Here is a 14,915-nt window from a genome sequence, read left to right as displayed (position 1 = left end):
TTGGCCGATGGCGAACTGCATCGGGCAGGCGGGCGGATCTGGTGGCTGTCCGGCCGCTGGTTGCGCCCTCTGCCCGCCGCCGTGGCGTGGCAGGATCCGGCTTCACCGCTGGCAATTGCGGATAACGGCGTGCTTTCGCTCACCGGGCAAATCCCCGACGGCCCGTTACAGATCCGCTATCGTGAGGGGGGAGAGGTCATGGCTTTGCCAGGCCGCGGCCATCGGGACCTGAAACGTTTGCTCAATGAAAGCGGTGTACCGTCCTTCGTGCGCGGCAGATTGCCGCTGCTCTACAAAGACGGGCAATTGCTGGCGGTAGCGAACCTCAAGGGGCTCGATGGCGATGCGATCGGCGACTGGCATTTGCATTGGCAGCCACTGAACGAAGATCAAGGTTTGAGCTGAAAGGGGCTTTCCGGTAGACTACGCTCCCTTCTTGATACAACTTCTGTGGATTCGCCTGAATTGCAGGAGTTGCCGATTACCAAGCAGTCTTTGCTGGGCGATTCCAAAAAATGTGTAGCGAGCAACGAACCGGTGATTCATTTTCCGGTCTGTCCCAACGCGGCGGTTTTTTTGAAAGGTGCACTGTGATTAATGCAGGTGATCGGGGGCTTCGGCCTTCCTTCGCTTTCCCCGGCGGCTCGGACCGCTTTAACGCAGACTTCTAGGGTTTTTCATGACGCGCTACATATTCGTCACGGGCGGTGTTGTTTCTTCATTGGGGAAAGGCATTGCATCGGCATCATTGGCGGCCATCCTGGAGGCGCGGGGACTTAAGGTCACCATGCTGAAGCTGGACCCGTACATCAACGTCGACCCGGGCACCATGAGCCCGTTCCAGCACGGTGAAGTGTTCGTCACACACGACGGCGCCGAGACCGACCTGGACCTGGGTCACTACGAGCGGTTCATCCGCACGACCATGACCCAGAACAACAACTTCACCACCGGCCGTGTCTACGAACACGTCCTGCGCAAAGAGCGCCGTGGTGACTACCTGGGTGCAACCATCCAGGTGATTCCGCACATCACCGACGAAATCAAGCGCCGCATCATCAAGGGTGCTGGCGACGCTGACGTGGCAATGGTCGAGATCGGTGGCACCGTGGGTGACATCGAGTCGCAACCGTTCCTCGAGGCGATCCGCCAACTGCGTTTCGAAGTCGGCGCCAAGCGCGCGATGCTGATGCACCTGACACTGGTGCCGTACATCGCCACTGCCGGCGAAACCAAAACCAAGCCAACCCAGCACTCGGTGAAGGAGCTGCGTTCCATCGGCCTGCAACCAGACGTGCTGGTCTGCCGCTCCGACCACCCGATCGACGTGTCGTCCCGTCGCAAGATCGCGCAGTTCACCAACGTTGAAGAGCGTGCGGTGATCGCCCTGGAAGACGCTGACACCATCTACAAGATCCCGGGCATTCTGCATTCTCAGGGCCTGGACGATTTCGTCGTCGAGCGTTTCGGCCTGCAATGCGGCGGTGCCGATCTGTCCGAGTGGGAAGCCGTGGTCGACGCCAAGCTCAACCCCGAGCACGAAGTCACCATCGCCATGGTCGGCAAGTACATGGAGCTGCTGGACGCCTACAAGTCGCTGATCGAAGCGATGAGTCACGCCGGCATCAGCAACCGTACCAAGGTCAACCTGCGCTACATCGATTCTGAAGACATCGAGAACCAGGGCACCGCACTGCTGGAAGGCGTCGACGCAATCCTGGTGCCTGGCGGCTTCGGTCTGCGCGGTGTCGAAGGCAAGATCACTGCCGTTCAATACGCTCGCGAAAACAAGGTTCCGTACCTGGGTATCTGCCTGGGCATGCAAGTGGCCGTTATCGAGTTCGCCCGTAACGTGATGGGCTGGAAAGACGCCAACTCCACCGAGTTCGATCGTGCAAGCGGTCACCCGGTAGTGGGTCTGATCACCGAGTGGGAAGATGCCACCGGCGCGGTCGAAATCCGTACCGAAGCCTCCGATCTGGGCGGCACCATGCGTCTCGGCGCTCAGGATTGCCTGCTGGAGCCGGGTTCCCTGGTTCACGGTTGCTATGGCAAGGACGTGATTGTCGAGCGTCATCGTCATCGCTACGAAGTGAACAACAACCTGCTGCCGCAAATCATGGAAGCCGGTTTGAAAATCTCCGGTCGTTCCGGGGATGGCGCACTGGTTGAGGTGGTTGAAGCACCGGATCACCCATGGTTCGTCGCTTGCCAGTTCCACCCTGAGTTCACCTCGACGCCACGCGACGGTCACCCGCTGTTCAGCGGTTTCGTCAAGGCCGCGTTGGCTCAACACCAGAAGAAGGCGTAACCCCGATGGCACAGAAGATCATCCGCGTCGGCGACATCGAGATTGCCAACGACAAACCCATGGTGCTGTTCGGCGGCATGAACGTGCTGGAAAGCCGTGACATGGCCATGCAGGTTTGCGAAGAGTATGTGAAGGTCACCGAAAAGCTCGGTATCCCCTACGTGTTCAAGGCCAGTTTCGACAAAGCCAACCGGTCTTCTGTGACCTCCTATCGTGGTCCTGGCCTGGAAGAAGGCATGCGCATCTTCCAGGACATCAAGCAAGCCTTCGGCGTGCCGGTCATCACCGACGTTCACGAGCCTGACCAGGCCGCCGTCGTCGCTGAAGTCTGCGACATCATCCAGTTGCCGGCCTTCCTGTCGCGCCAGACCGACCTCGTGGTCGCGATGGCCAAAACGGGCGCCGTGATCAATATCAAGAAAGCCCAGTTCCTCGCGCCTCAGGAAATGAAACACATCCTGAACAAGTGTGTGGAAGCGGGTAACGATCAGTTGATCCTCTGCGAGCGTGGTTCGAGCTTCGGCTACAACAACCTGGTCGTCGACATGCTCGGCTTCGGCATCATGAAGCAGTTCGAATACCCGGTGTTCTTCGACGTGACCCACGCGCTGCAAATGCCTGGCGGTCGTTCCGATTCCGCTGGCGGTCGTCGCGCCCAGGTCACCGACCTGGCGAAGGCCGGCATGAGTCAGTCGCTGGCCGGCCTGTTCCTGGAGGCCCACCCGGATCCGGACAACGCCAAATGCGACGGTCCTTGCGCATTGCGCCTGGACAAACTGGAGCCATTCCTGGCCCAGCTCAAAGCTTTGGACGAACTGGTGAAGAGTTTTCCGACGGTAGAAACCGCGTAATCCTCAATTCTCCGGTAAAGTACCGCACGATTTAACGCTCAGGCCCTCGGGCCTGAGCCTTGTCGTCTGCAAGACTGCCTGCCGCACCTCACTTGCCGACGATCAAAGATTTCCTACAGCTGCGTCGTTTTCGTCAACTTTGGAGTGTTTACAACAATGGCTAAAATCGTCGACATCAAAGGTCGTGAAGTTCTCGACTCCCGTGGCAATCCCACCGTGGAAGCGGATGTGCTTCTCGATAACGGCATCATCGGCAGCGCCTGCGCGCCGTCCGGTGCTTCCACTGGCTCGCGTGAAGCGCTCGAGCTGCGTGATGGCGACAAGAGCCGTTACCTGGGCAAGGGTGTTCTGAAGGCCGTAGCCAACATCAACGGTCCGATCAAAGACCTGTTGAAAGGCATGGACCCAAGCGACCAGAAAGCGCTCGATCTGGCAATGATCAAGCTCGACGGTACTGAAAACAAAGGTTCCCTGGGCGCCAACGCGATCCTCGCCGTTTCCCTGGCTGCAGCCAAGGCCGCAGCACAGGACCAGGACCTGCCGCTGTACGCTCACATCGCCAACCTGAACGGCACCCCGGGTGTTTACTCGATGCCGGTTCCGATGATGAACATCATCAACGGCGGCGAGCACGCCGATAACAACGTCGACATCCAGGAATTCATGGTTCAGCCAGTTGGCGCCAAGTCTTTCTCGGAAGGTCTGCGCATGGGCACCGAGATTTTCCACCACCTCAAAGCCGTGCTGAAGGCCCGTGGCCTGAGCACTGCCGTCGGTGACGAAGGTGGTTTCGCTCCGAACCTGGCTTCCAACGAAGACGCTTTGAAAGTGATCTCCGAAGCCGTGGCCAACGCTGGTTACAAGCTGGGCACTGACGTGACCCTGGCTCTGGACTGCGCAGCCAGCGAATTCTACGAAGACGGCAAATACAACCTGTCCGGCGAAGGCCAGGTGTTCACCGCAGAAGGTTTCGCTGACTACCTCAAGGGCCTGACCGAGCGTTACCCGATCATCTCCATCGAAGATGGCCTGGACGAGTCCGACTGGGCTGGCTGGAAGATCCTCACCGACAAGATCGGCGAGAAGACCCAACTGGTAGGCGACGACCTGTTCGTTACCAACACCAAGATCCTGAAAGAAGGCATCGACAAGAAGATCGCCAACTCGATCCTGATCAAGTTCAACCAGATCGGCACCCTGACCGAAACCCTGGAAGCCATCCAGATGGCCAAGGCTGCCGGTTACACCGCCGTGATCTCGCACCGCTCCGGCGAAACCGAAGATTCGACCATTGCCGACCTGGCTGTGGGCACCTCGGCTGGCCAGATCAAGACCGGCTCCCTGTGCCGTTCCGACCGCGTTTCCAAGTACAACCAACTGCTGCGTATCGAAGAGCAGTTGAACGGCAAAGCCAAGTACAACGGTCGCAGCGAATTCCGCGGTTGATATAAAAAAAGACACCGGATTGTGTCGGAAAAATCGCTACAGCGACGATTTTGCCACTAATCTGATGCCTTATAAGCACAAGCCTGGGTTTTCCAGGCTTCGTGCTATCAGAAGCTTCACGTTTGGCATGGCTGTCTTTTTTCACTGGATACCTGATATTCGATGCGCAGTCCCAATTGGTTGTTCCTCGTCTTGCTCCTGTTGCTGGCTGGCCTGCAGTACCGCCTGTGGGTGGGAAATGGCAGTCTGGCGCAAGTGGCCGAGTTGACGCAGCAGATTGCGGATCAGCAAGCTGAGAACCAGGCATTGCTGGAGCGCAACCGGGTAATGGACGCCGAAGTCAGTGAGTTGAAAAAGGGCATGGAGACCGTTGAAGAACGGGCTCGCCATGAGCTGGGCATGGTCAAGGACGGTGAAACCCTTTACCAGTTGGCGCAATGAACCAGACGTTACCGGCCTTCTGGGCCGTGATTCCTGCCGCGGGCGTCGGTGCCCGTATGGCCGCGGACCGTCCCAAGCAATACTTGCAACTGGGCGGGCGCACTATTCTCGAACACAGCCTCGGCTGTTTCCTTGATCATCCTTGCCTGAAAGGCCTGGTGGTCAGTCTTGCTGTTGATGATCCTTATTGGCCGAACCTGGCGTGTGCTGCTGATCCGCGTATTGTCCGGGTCGAGGGCGGCGCCGAGCGCTCCGGGTCGGTGCTCAATGCGCTGCTGCATTTGCACGCACAGGGCGCTGAAGATGAGGATTGGGTACTGGTTCACGATGCCGCACGACCAAACCTCAGCCGTGACGATCTGGACAAGCTGCTGGCTGAGCTGGCTGACGATCCTGTCGGTGGACTGCTCGCGGTGCCGGCGCGGGACACGCTCAAGCGAGTCGACAAGCATGGTCGTGTGGTCGAAACCGTGGATCGCAGTGTGATCTGGCAAGCCTACACGCCGCAGATGTTCCGCCTTGGCGCGTTGCATCGCGCACTGGCGGACAGTCTGGTGGCCGATGCCGTTGTTACCGATGAAGCTTCGGCGATGGAGTGGGCCGGCTCGGCACCCCGCCTGATCGAAGGGCGGTCCGACAACCTCAAGGTTACGCGTCCTGAAGACCTTGAGTGGTTGCGTCAGCGTTGGGCCAATCGCCGCTGATTGACTTTGTTTCTGCGTCGCCTCCAATCGCGAGCAAGCTCGCTCTCACAGGGTTTACTGGCGTTCACAAGATTTGTGCTCGACCCCGCTCACTGTGGGAGCGAGTTTGCTCCGGGCGGCGTTCCGACGATAGCGGTAGTACAGATGACCGATATCGTTCTGACACGCCGGCAAACGCCTAGCTTCGATATTCCGGCCGTTCGGCCAACCCTTCCTTCAGGTAGTCCACCAGTTTTCTCACCTTTGGCGACAAATGCCGCTGCTGCGGGTACAACGCCCAAACGGCGGTATTCGGTGGTTGATGCGCTTCCAGCAACGAAATCAACGCGCCGCTTTTCAAATGCTCCAGCACGTAATAGTCCGGTAGCTGACACAGTCCTACGCCTTGTAGCGCGGCGTCCAGTACCGCTTGCCCACTGTTGCAACGCCAGTTTCCCTGCACCCTTTGCGAAAATTCCCGCCCGTTCTGCTCCAGTTGCCAGAGGTCCGAGCTGCCGATGAGGCAGTTGTGACGGCTGAGTTCCGACAGGCTGTGCGGTCGACCATAACGTTCAAGGTAGGACGGCGAGGCGCAGAGAAACATCCGTCGTGGCGCAAGGCGGGTGGCCACCAATCGCGAATCCTGCAAACGCCCGAGGCGGATTGCCAGATCGAGGCCATCGTGCACCAGGTCGAGTTGGCGGTTGGTCAGTTCAATATCGATGCGCAAATGCGGATACAGCCCCATGAAACGCGTCACCAGCGGCACGATGAAGCGTTCGCCATAAGCCACGGCGCAGGTCATGCGCAGCATGCCCTTGGGTTCGCTGGTCAAGTCGCCGACCGCTCGCAATGCTTCTTCCCGCCCATCCTGCAAGCGCTGACAATGTTGCAGGAAGGTTTGCCCGGCTTCGGTCAGCGTGACCCGGCGGGTACTGCGGTAGAGCAAGCGGGTTTGCAGGCGCTCTTCGAGGCGGACGATTTGTCGGCTGACGTGGGAGGAGGAAACGCCCAGGCGTTCCGCAGCCGCGGTGAACTGGCTGCATTCGGCGACGGCGACGAATTCGTCTATGCCTTCCCAGCGGTTTTCGGACATTGGGGATTATCCCTGTGTGGCAATAATATTTTGCATTTGCCTCGATTATTCATCTTGCGGCCGTGTATTACACTCCCTTACTCGTTTTTATTCACTGGAGAATCCCATGATCAAGTCGCGCGCCGCCGTTGCCTTCGAGGCCAAGAAACCTCTGGAGATCGTTGAAGTCGATGTCGCCATGCCCAAGGCCGGCGAAGTGTTGCTGCGCGTGGTGGCCTCCGGTGTCTGCCATACCGATGCCTACACCTTGTCCGGCGCTGATCCGGAAGGCATCTTCCCGTCGATCCTCGGTCACGAAGGTGGGGCAATTGTTGAAGCGGTAGGCGAGGGCGTGACCTCTGTCGCGGTCGGCGACCATGTGATTCCGCTGTACACCCCGGAATGCCGTCAGTGCAAATTCTGCCTGTCGGGTAAAACCAACCTCTGCCAGGCGATTCGCGCGACCCAGGGCAAAGGTCTGATGCCGGACGGCACGACTCGTTTTTCCTACAAGGGTCAGCCGATTTTCCACTACATGGGCACTTCCACGTTTTCCGAGTACACCGTGCTTCCGGAAATCTCCGTGGCGAAAATCGACAAGCAAGCGCCACTGGAAAAAGTCTGCCTGCTGGGCTGCGGTGTCACCACCGGCATCGGCGCGGTGCTCAATACAGCCAAGGTGAAGCCGGGTGATACCGTGGCCATTTTCGGCCTCGGCGGCATTGGTTTGTCCGCTGTCATCGGTGCCGTGAAAGCCAAGGCTGCGCGGATCATCGCCATCGACATCAACCCGGCGAAATTCGAGATCGCCAAACAGCTGGGTGCAACCGACTGCGTGAACCCGAAAGACTTCGATCGCCCGATCCAGGAAGTCATCGTCGACATGACCGATGGCGGCGTCGATTTTTCCTTCGAGTGCATCGGCAACGTGCAACTGATGCGCGCGGCACTGGAGTGCTGCCACAAAGGGTGGGGCGAGTCGGTCATCATCGGTGTTGCCGGTGCCGGCCAGGAGATCGCGACCCGTCCGTTCCAGTTGGTCACCGGCCGCGTCTGGCGTGGTTCGGCGTTCGGCGGCGTGCGTGGCCGTACCGAATTGCCGAGCTATGTGGAAATGGCCGAGACCGGCGAAATCCCTTTGGATACCTTCATCACCCACACCATGGGCCTGGAAGATATCAACAAGGCGTTTGACCTGATGCATGAAGGAAAAAGCATCCGTTCCGTCATTCATTTCTGAGGTCGGACATGAGCCTGGAAAACATCTCCTGCCAGAAAAGTTTTGGCGGCTGGCACAAGCGTTATCGCCATCGCTCGGAAGTGCTCGGCTGCGACATGGTGTTCGCCGTGTACCTGCCGCCGCAGGCGGAGCAGGGCGGCAAGCTGCCGGTGTTGTACTGGTTATCCGGCCTGACCTGCACCGACGAGAACTTCATGCAAAAGGCCGGTGCCATGCGCATGGCCGCCGAGTTGGGGCTGATCATCGTCGCGCCGGACACCAGTCCTCGCGGTCCTGATGTGCCTGGCGATCCGGATGGCGCCTGGGACTTTGGCCTCGGTGCCGGGTTTTACCTGAATGCCACCCAGGAACCGTGGTCGCGCCACTATCGGATGCATGACTATGTCGTGCAGGAATTGCCGGCATTGGTCGAAGCCCATTTCCCGGCCTCGGACAGACGCGGCATCAGCGGCCATTCCATGGGTGGCCACGGCGCGCTGGTCTGCGCCTTGCGCAATCCGGGGCGTTATCGGTCGGTGTCGGCGTTCTCGCCAATCAACAATCCGATGGATTGCCCGTGGGGGCAGAAAGCCTTTTCCCGCTATCTGGGAGAAGACCGTTCGAAATGGCGCGAATGGGATGCCTGTGCGTTGATTGCCGAGGCTGATGAAAAGTTGCCGCTGTTGGTCGACCAAGGCGATCGCGACGATTTCCTCGCCAATCAGCTCAAGCCGGAAGCCTTGCAGCAGGCGGCCAAACTGGCCGGTCACCCGCTGACGTTGCGCCTGCAGCCCGGCTATGACCACAGCTATTTCTTCATCGCCAGTTTCATCGATGAGCACTTGCGGCATCACGCGCATGCTCTGGTTGGCTAATGCAGGTAGAATCACGCCCTGACAAAAATCGGGGCGTTTTTTTATGCGTATTGGCCACGGCTATGATGTGCACCGTTTCGCTGAAGGCGATTTCATCACTCTGGGCGGTGTGCGCATTGCACACAGCTTCGGGTTGCTCGCTCACTCTGACGGTGACGTCCTCTTGCACGCCTTGAGCGATGCCTTGCTCGGCGCCGCGGCGCTGGGCGACATCGGCAAGCATTTCCCGGATACCGACCCGCAATTCAAGGGCGCCGACAGCCGTGCGCTGTTGCGTCACGTCGTCGCACTGGTCCACGCCAAAGGCTGGAAAGTCGGCAACGTCGATAACACCATCGTCGCCCAAGCGCCGAAAATGGCCCCGCATATCGAATCGATGCGCGCGCTGATTGCCGCGGATCTTCAAGTAGAGTTGGATCAAGTGAACGTGAAAGCTACCACCACCGAAAAGCTCGGCTTTGTCGGTCGCGAAGAAGGCATTGCCGTGCACTCCGTTGCCTTGTTGCTGCGCGCATGAACGAACTGCAATTGCTCGGCCCGCGGGCTTACGGTGAGGCCCTCGGCACGGCGGTCCTGAAAGCGATCGCGGAAGATTTCCAGGTTGATGAAGTGCTCGACATCCCACTGAGTGGCGAAGGCGAACACCTGTGGATCTGGGTGGAAAAGCGCGGCCTGAATACTGAAGAAGCTGCGAGGCGGATTGCCAAGGCTGCGGGTGTGCCATTGCGCACTGTCAGTTATGCCGGGCTCAAGGACCGTCAGGCGTTGACTCGCCAGTGGTTCAGCGTGCAATTGCCGGGCAAGGCCGACCCTGATCTGTCGGCCGCGGAAAACGATACGCTGAAGATCCTCAAGACCGCCCGCCACAAGCGCAAACTGCAACGCGGTGCGCACTCGGCCAATGGTTTTACGTTGCGCCTGACTCAGTTCGCCGGCGACAAGTCTGCGCTTGAAGAGCGTCTGCAACTGATCGCCAAACAAGGCATCCCCAATTATTTCGGCGCTCAGCGTTTCGGCCATGACGGCGGTAACGTGGTCGATGCTCGCGCCTGGGCCGCGCGCAAGGCCTTGCCGGAGCAGCGCAACGTGCGCTCGCGACTGCTCTCCACGGCGCGCAGTTTTCTGTTCAATCAGGTGCTGGCCGCACGTGTCGCCGATGGCACCTGGCAGCGTGCCCAGGTGGGTGATCTGCTGGCGTTCACCGACAGTCGCAGCTTTTTCCCGGCCGGTGAGGCTGAGTGCAGCGACCCGCGCCTGGCGATTCTCGATCTGCACCCGACCGGTCCGCAGTGGGGCGAAGGTGACTCGCCGGCCACGGGCGTTGTCCATGAACTGGAGCAGGCCATCGCCGCACGCGAAGCGGATTTGCGTGATTGGTTGATCAACGCCGGTATGAGCCACGAACGTCGCATCCTGCGGCTGCCCATTGGCGGGTTGACGTGGCATTATCCCGAGCCTGACATTCTGCAACTGGAATTCGTCCTGCCGGCCGGATGCTTCGCCACCGTATTGGTGCGTGAGCTTGTCGATCTGGTGCCGGTGGGGCAGACGGACAGCCCATGCGTATTCTGATTTCTAACGACGATGGGGTAACCGCACCCGGTCTCGCCGCGCTTTATGCTGCGCTGGCGGATTACACCGAATGCGTGGTTATCGCCCCGGACCAGGACAAAAGCGGCGCCAGCAGTTCGCTGACGCTCGACCGTCCGTTGCACCCGCAAACCCTGGCCAACGGCTTTATCAGCCTCAATGGCACGCCCACCGATTGCGTGCACCTGGGCCTTAACGGCCTGCTGGAGCGCGAAGCGGACATGGTGGTTTCCGGGATCAACCTGGGCGCGAACCTGGGGGACGATGTCCTGTATTCCGGTACGGTGGCGGCGGCCCTTGAGGGGCGTTTTCTGAAACACCCTTCGTTTGCCTTTTCGCTGGTCTCACGCCAGGTAGAGAACCTTCCCACAGCTGCCTATTTTGCGCGCAAACTGGTCGAAGCCCACGCTGACCTGGATCTGCCACCGCGTACGGTACTGAACGTGAACATTCCCAATTTGCCGCTGGACCGTATCCGCGGTATCCAGCTGACTCGCCTGGGCCATCGCGCCCGTGCCGCGGCACCGATGAAAGTGGTGGATCCACGGGGCAAGTCCGGTTACTGGATTGCGGCGGCCGGGGATGCCGAAGATGGTGGCCCGGGTACCGATTTCCATGCGGTGATGCAGGGTTATGTTTCGATCACACCGTTGCAACTCGATCGCACGTTCAATGATGCCTTCAGAAGTCTGGACGGCTGGCTGGAGGGGCTGCGCTAATGAGTCGCGAACAAGACGATATGCTGCGTCGCGGCATCGGCATGACCTCCCAGCGAACCCGGGAGCGGCTCATCCAGCGCCTGTACGAGGAAGGCATTTCCAACGCCAGGGTGCTGGAGGTCATTCGCCGAACCCCGCGTCACCTGTTCGTCGACGAAGCGCTGGCGCACCGTGCCTATGAAGACACCGCGCTGCCGATTGGTAATAACCAGACCATCTCCCAGCCTTATATGGTGGCGCGCATGAGCGAGCTGCTGCTGGAGGCCGGTCCCCTCGACAAGGTGCTGGAGATCGGCACCGGGTCGGGTTATCAGACGGCGGTGCTGTCGCAACTGGTCGAGCGTGTGTTCTCGGTCGAGCGCATCAAGGTTCTGCAGGATCGGGCAAAGGAACGTCTGGTCGAACTGAACCTGCGCAACGTGGTGTTCCGCTGGGGCGATGGCTGGGAAGGCTGGCCGGCACTGGCGCCGTACAACGGGATTATCGTCACTGCGGTGGCGACGGATGTGCCCCAGGCATTGCTTGATCAGTTGGCACCGGGAGGGCGAATGGTGATCCCGGTCGGGTCCGGAGAAGTCCAGCAATTGATGCTGATCATCCGCGAGGAACATGGTTTTTCCAGGCATGTCCTGGGGGCTGTGCGCTTCGTGCCATTGCTCAATGGGCCACTGGCCTGAGCATTTGTTTCGGCGCGCTGAATTCTCTTCGATTGCCTTTGTCTTACAGCGGCATCGTTCGTTTGAACGGGATTCATCGTCAGGCAGCAAACGTGTGCGCGACACCGATTCGCCGCATTAAAGGTAAAGCGTGCACGGCCCGTTATACTTGCGACAGTTCATGCCGGACTCCGGTATTTCACATTTTCAGCCACCACAAAGGGAGCGGCGGGTGAGTCTCACAGTCATAGCGCAGCGTATGGGTAAAACGAGCTTTCAGCGCCTGGTGACTGGCCTTGTCTTGAGTACCTTGCTGGTCGGTTGTTCCAGCAACAAATCCAGCGACGTACGTGTCGTGGACCGTAACAATGCCGCGGCCCAGCGTCCGGCCGTGACCACGGGACAATACGTCGTTCGCCCCAAGGACACCTTGTTCTCCATCGCCTTCCGTTATGGTTGGGACTACAAGGCCCTGGCGGCACGTAACAACATTGCTGCGCCTTACACCATCCATCCGGGTCAGACGATTCGCTTTGATGGTCGTAGCGATTCAACGTCGACGGCGGTGGTCAGTTCGTCCAGTTCAACACCTTCGTCTTCGAGTAAAACCACGGTCATCCGTCGTCCGGTAAACGGTGCGGCCACCAGCACAACGACGGTTGTACCGTCCGTCGCGAACAAGCCTGCACCCGCTCCGTTGCCCCCTCCCGGGCCAGCCCCGACCGGCTGGGGATGGCCATCTAATGGCATTCTGATCGGGAAATTCTCTTCAAACGGTAGTTTGAATAAAGGAATTGATATCGCCGGAGATTTGGGACAGCCTGTTTTAGCTGCGTCTGATGGGACGGTGGTGTACGCCGGGAGTGGCTTAAGGGGCTACGGCGAATTAGTGATCATCAAGCACAGTGAAACCTACGTCAGTGCCTACGGACATAACCGCAGGCTGTTGGTTCGGGAGGGGCAGCAGGTCAAGGTCGGACAGACAATTGCCGAAATGGGGTCAACGGGTACAGACCGGGTGAAACTGCATTTTGAGATTCGCCGCCAAGGTAAACCTGTAGATCCGCTGCAATTCCTGCCACGTCGTTGATCGCTTACCAGCCTGTTCCGTTGCGTAGAGGGGACAGGCTCCAGCGTTGCCAGGGATCAAGGCGCCGCTCGGGCTTGAGGTCGAACTCACCAAAGGACTATAACAATGGCTCTCAGTAAAGAAGTGCCGGAGTTTGACATCGACGATGAGGTTCTCCTGATGGAGAGCAGCATCGATACGGATTCGATGTCGAATGATGAAGGGGCGGCTCCACCTTCCGTTCGTGCCAAATCCAAACACTCCACATCGTTGAAACAACACAAGTACATTGACTACACGCGGGCACTTGATGCCACGCAGCTGTATCTCAATGAAATTGGTTTCTCCCCCCTGCTGTCACCCGAAGAAGAAGTTCATTTTGCGCGCCTGTCGCAAAGTGGCGATCCGGCCGGGCGCAAGCGAATGATTGAAAGCAACCTGCGGCTGGTGGTGAAAATCGCCCGACGCTACGTCAATCGTGGGCTGTCGCTGCTGGACCTGATCGAAGAGGGCAACCTCGGCTTGATCCGGGCAGTGGAGAAGTTCGATCCGGAACGCGGTTTCCGCTTCTCGACCTACGCGACCTGGTGGATTCGCCAGACCATCGAACGCGCAATCATGAATCAGACCCGGACCATCCGGTTGCCGATCCATGTGGTCAAAGAGCTGAATGTGTACCTGCGGGCTGCGCGGGAGCTGACGCAAAAACTCGACCATGAACCCTCACCCGAAGAAATCGCCAACCTGCTGGAAAAGCCGGTAGGAGAGGTCAAGCGTATGCTCGGCCTAAACGAGCGGGTTTCTTCGGTCGACGTCTCGCTGGGTCCGGACTCGGATAAAACCCTGCTTGATACCCTGACTGACGACCGCCCAACCGATCCATGCGAACTGTTGCAGGACGACGACCTGTCCCAGAGCATCGATCAATGGCTCTCGGAACTGACCGACAAGCAACGCGAGGTGGTAGTACGCCGCTTCGGCCTGCGCGGTCATGAAAGCAGCACCCTTGAAGACGTAGGCCTGGAAATCGGCCTGACCCGGGAGCGGGTCAGACAGATTCAGGTGGAAGGCTTGAAGCGGTTGCGCGAGATCCTGGAAAAAAATGGTCTGTCGAGCGAGTCGCTGTTCCAGTAAGGCACTCACTGTGATGGCATGAAAAACCCCGACTGGCTCGGGGTTTTTTAATGCCTGGCCAGGAAGCCGAGTCCCCTCGGAATTTTGGTTCCGTACTGTAAGCCTGGGCTTACTCTTGCGTAAGTGTTCGTTATTTTTACACCCTGGCAGTCGTCCATGCTGAGCGCTTCGTCGCTTTATCTTTTTGATTTATATAGCTATTTTCTATTATTAATGGCGTGTGACAGTTGGAATTCGCGCCAAGGGGCGATTGATCCCGGAGGGGAAAACTCTAATATTCAGGTTGTGTCGACGGACAGACACGTCCTTCAAGGATGAGGGATATGGATATCGCAGGACGCGATTCATCAGGACGATGAAGCGGAGTACAGGGAATAGGGAAAAAATGTGGGCGGGTCAAACCGCCCCTTTTTTTGCCTGCAGAAAAGCAAAAAGGCCCTTGTGGGGCCTTTTTCGCGAACGCGGGGGTAATCAGCGTTCGAGGTCTGCGATCTTGCCTGGCTTGCCGTCCCATTCTGCGGAATCGGGCATTGGATCTTTGCGTTCGGTGATGTTTGGCCAGATATCGGCCAACTCAGCGTTCAGCTCGATGAAGTTCTCCATGCCGGCCGGAACCTCATCTTCGGAGAAGATTGCCACAGCAGGGCATTCAGGTTCGCACAGCGCGCAATCGATGCACTCATCCGGGTGGATCACCAGGAAATTCGGGCCTTCGTAAAAGCAGTCCACCGGACAGACTTCTACGCAGTCGGTGTACTTGCACTTGATGCAGTTGTCGGTGACGACGAAGGTCATTTCTAATTTTCTCCTCAGGCGCGGCTTGCTGCGCCCCTTCTCGTAGGGGTC

The 14,915-nt window shown here is 58.8% G+C and carries 16 protein-coding genes; 14 read left to right on the top strand and 2 right to left on the bottom strand.

Features of this window, described 5'->3' with window-relative positions; genetic code table 11:
* The 6 genes from tilS to ispD form a co-directional block, all read left to right on the top strand.
* Nucleotides 1-405, top strand: a 405-nt coding sequence (tilS, locus tag PMI29_RS17945; RefSeq protein ID WP_238541648.1) for a tRNA lysidine(34) synthetase TilS, incomplete at its 5' end; no start/stop codon positions are given.
* A gap of 274 nt (nucleotides 406-679) precedes the next feature.
* Nucleotides 680-2,311, top strand: coding sequence for a CTP synthase (locus PMI29_RS17950; RefSeq protein ID WP_007996939.1), 1,632 nt, complete (start codon nucleotides 680-682; stop codon nucleotides 2,309-2,311).
* A 5-nt stretch (nucleotides 2,312-2,316) separates the two neighbouring features.
* A complete protein-coding gene (gene kdsA, locus PMI29_RS17955) occupies nucleotides 2,317-3,162 on the top strand; it encodes a 3-deoxy-8-phosphooctulonate synthase (protein ID WP_007970708.1) in 846 nt (281 codons plus the stop codon).
* A 156-nt stretch (nucleotides 3,163-3,318) separates the two neighbouring features.
* Nucleotides 3,319-4,608, top strand: a complete 1,290-nt coding sequence (eno, locus tag PMI29_RS17960) for a phosphopyruvate hydratase (protein WP_007990244.1) — start codon at nucleotides 3,319-3,321, stop codon at nucleotides 4,606-4,608.
* 162 nt (nucleotides 4,609-4,770) lie between these two features.
* A complete protein-coding gene (gene ftsB / locus PMI29_RS17965) occupies nucleotides 4,771-5,049 on the top strand; it encodes a cell division protein FtsB (protein WP_007996937.1) in 279 nt (92 codons plus the stop codon).
* Entirely contained in the window at nucleotides 5,046-5,753 is a 708-nt protein-coding gene (gene ispD, locus PMI29_RS17970) for a 2-C-methyl-D-erythritol 4-phosphate cytidylyltransferase (protein ID WP_007996935.1), read from the top strand. Before ftsB ends, ispD begins: the two co-directional genes overlap by 4 nt.
* 178 nt (nucleotides 5,754-5,931) lie before the next feature.
* On the opposite strand, the gene PMI29_RS17975 is transcribed toward ispD, so the two are convergent.
* Entirely contained in the window at nucleotides 5,932-6,828 is an 897-nt protein-coding gene (locus tag PMI29_RS17975) for a LysR substrate-binding domain-containing protein (RefSeq protein ID WP_007996934.1), read from the bottom strand.
* A gap of 106 nt (nucleotides 6,829-6,934) precedes the next feature.
* Here PMI29_RS17975 and PMI29_RS17980 point away from each other — a divergent pair, with 106 nt between their 5' ends.
* The 8 genes from PMI29_RS17980 (at nucleotide 6,935) to rpoS (ending at nucleotide 14,069) form a co-directional block, all read left to right on the top strand.
* Nucleotides 6,935-8,047 (top strand): S-(hydroxymethyl)glutathione dehydrogenase/class III alcohol dehydrogenase, encoded by a 1,113-nt coding sequence (locus PMI29_RS17980; RefSeq protein ID WP_007996933.1) that lies wholly within the window; start codon nucleotides 6,935-6,937, stop codon nucleotides 8,045-8,047.
* A gap of 8 nt (nucleotides 8,048-8,055) precedes the next feature.
* Nucleotides 8,056-8,901 carry an S-formylglutathione hydrolase gene (gene fghA / locus PMI29_RS17985; RefSeq protein ID WP_007996932.1) on the top strand — a complete coding sequence of 282 codons (846 nt, stop codon included), beginning with the start codon at nucleotides 8,056-8,058 and terminating at the stop codon, nucleotides 8,899-8,901.
* Between the two features lie 43 nt (nucleotides 8,902-8,944).
* On the top strand, nucleotides 8,945-9,418 hold the full coding sequence (ispF, locus tag PMI29_RS17990) for a 2-C-methyl-D-erythritol 2,4-cyclodiphosphate synthase (protein ID WP_007970721.1): 474 nt from the start codon (nucleotides 8,945-8,947) through the stop codon (nucleotides 9,416-9,418).
* Nucleotides 9,415-10,473 carry a tRNA pseudouridine(13) synthase TruD gene (gene truD, locus PMI29_RS17995; protein WP_007996929.1) on the top strand — a complete coding sequence of 353 codons (1,059 nt, stop codon included), beginning with the start codon at nucleotides 9,415-9,417 and terminating at the stop codon, nucleotides 10,471-10,473. Before ispF ends, truD begins: the two co-directional genes overlap by 4 nt.
* A complete protein-coding gene (surE, locus tag PMI29_RS18000; RefSeq protein ID WP_007996928.1) occupies nucleotides 10,461-11,210 on the top strand; it encodes a 5'/3'-nucleotidase SurE in 750 nt (249 codons plus the stop codon). Before truD ends, surE begins: the two co-directional genes overlap by 13 nt.
* A gap of 41 nt (nucleotides 11,211-11,251) precedes the next feature.
* Nucleotides 11,252-11,887 (top strand): protein-L-isoaspartate(D-aspartate) O-methyltransferase, encoded by a 636-nt coding sequence (locus PMI29_RS18005; protein WP_177323274.1) that lies wholly within the window; start codon nucleotides 11,252-11,254, stop codon nucleotides 11,885-11,887.
* Between the two features lie 211 nt (nucleotides 11,888-12,098).
* Nucleotides 12,099-12,956, top strand: coding sequence for a peptidoglycan DD-metalloendopeptidase family protein (locus PMI29_RS18010; RefSeq protein WP_007996924.1), 858 nt, complete (start codon nucleotides 12,099-12,101; stop codon nucleotides 12,954-12,956).
* A gap of 105 nt (nucleotides 12,957-13,061) precedes the next feature.
* Nucleotides 13,062-14,069, top strand: a complete 1,008-nt coding sequence (rpoS, locus tag PMI29_RS18015; protein WP_007996922.1) for an RNA polymerase sigma factor RpoS — start codon at nucleotides 13,062-13,064, stop codon at nucleotides 14,067-14,069.
* 471 nt (nucleotides 14,070-14,540) lie between these two features.
* Here rpoS and fdxA read toward each other — a convergent pair whose 3' ends face one another.
* Nucleotides 14,541-14,864 carry a ferredoxin FdxA gene (fdxA, locus tag PMI29_RS18020; RefSeq protein WP_007970729.1) on the bottom strand — a complete coding sequence of 108 codons (324 nt, stop codon included), beginning with the start codon at nucleotides 14,862-14,864 and terminating at the stop codon, nucleotides 14,541-14,543.
* Nucleotides 14,865-14,915: the final 51 nt, after the last annotated feature.

The organism is Pseudomonas sp. GM49, from assembly GCF_000282355.1.
Taxonomy (GTDB): domain Bacteria; phylum Pseudomonadota; class Gammaproteobacteria; order Pseudomonadales; family Pseudomonadaceae; genus Aquipseudomonas.
This window is presented reverse-complemented; position numbering and strand designations above follow the sequence as displayed.

What these genes read in the sequence shown, in the direction of transcription:
- PMI29_RS17950 (WP_007996939.1), top strand. Translation starts at nt 680, where the DNA reads ATGACGCGCTACATATTCGTCACGGGCGGTGTTGTTTCTTCATTGGGG.
- kdsA (WP_007970708.1), top strand. Translation starts at nt 2,317, where the DNA reads ATGGCACAGAAGATCATCCGCGTCGGCGACATCGAGATTGCCAACGAC.
- eno (WP_007990244.1), top strand. Translation starts at nt 3,319, where the DNA reads ATGGCTAAAATCGTCGACATCAAAGGTCGTGAAGTTCTCGACTCCCGT.
- ftsB (WP_007996937.1), top strand. Translation starts at nt 4,771, where the DNA reads ATGCGCAGTCCCAATTGGTTGTTCCTCGTCTTGCTCCTGTTGCTGGCT.
- ispD (WP_007996935.1), top strand. Translation starts at nt 5,046, where the DNA reads ATGAACCAGACGTTACCGGCCTTCTGGGCCGTGATTCCTGCCGCGGGC.
- PMI29_RS17975 (WP_007996934.1), bottom strand. Translation starts at nt 6,828, where the DNA reads ATGTCCGAAAACCGCTGGGAAGGCATAGACGAATTCGTCGCCGTCGCC.
- PMI29_RS17980 (WP_007996933.1), top strand. Translation starts at nt 6,935, where the DNA reads ATGATCAAGTCGCGCGCCGCCGTTGCCTTCGAGGCCAAGAAACCTCTG.
- fghA (WP_007996932.1), top strand. Translation starts at nt 8,056, where the DNA reads ATGAGCCTGGAAAACATCTCCTGCCAGAAAAGTTTTGGCGGCTGGCAC.
- ispF (WP_007970721.1), top strand. Translation starts at nt 8,945, where the DNA reads ATGCGTATTGGCCACGGCTATGATGTGCACCGTTTCGCTGAAGGCGAT.
- truD (WP_007996929.1), top strand. Translation starts at nt 9,415, where the DNA reads ATGAACGAACTGCAATTGCTCGGCCCGCGGGCTTACGGTGAGGCCCTC.
- surE (WP_007996928.1), top strand. Translation starts at nt 10,461, where the DNA reads ATGCGTATTCTGATTTCTAACGACGATGGGGTAACCGCACCCGGTCTC.
- PMI29_RS18005 (WP_177323274.1), top strand. Translation starts at nt 11,252, where the DNA reads ATGACCTCCCAGCGAACCCGGGAGCGGCTCATCCAGCGCCTGTACGAG.
- rpoS (WP_007996922.1), top strand. Translation starts at nt 13,062, where the DNA reads ATGGCTCTCAGTAAAGAAGTGCCGGAGTTTGACATCGACGATGAGGTT.
- fdxA (WP_007970729.1), bottom strand. Translation starts at nt 14,864, where the DNA reads ATGACCTTCGTCGTCACCGACAACTGCATCAAGTGCAAGTACACCGAC.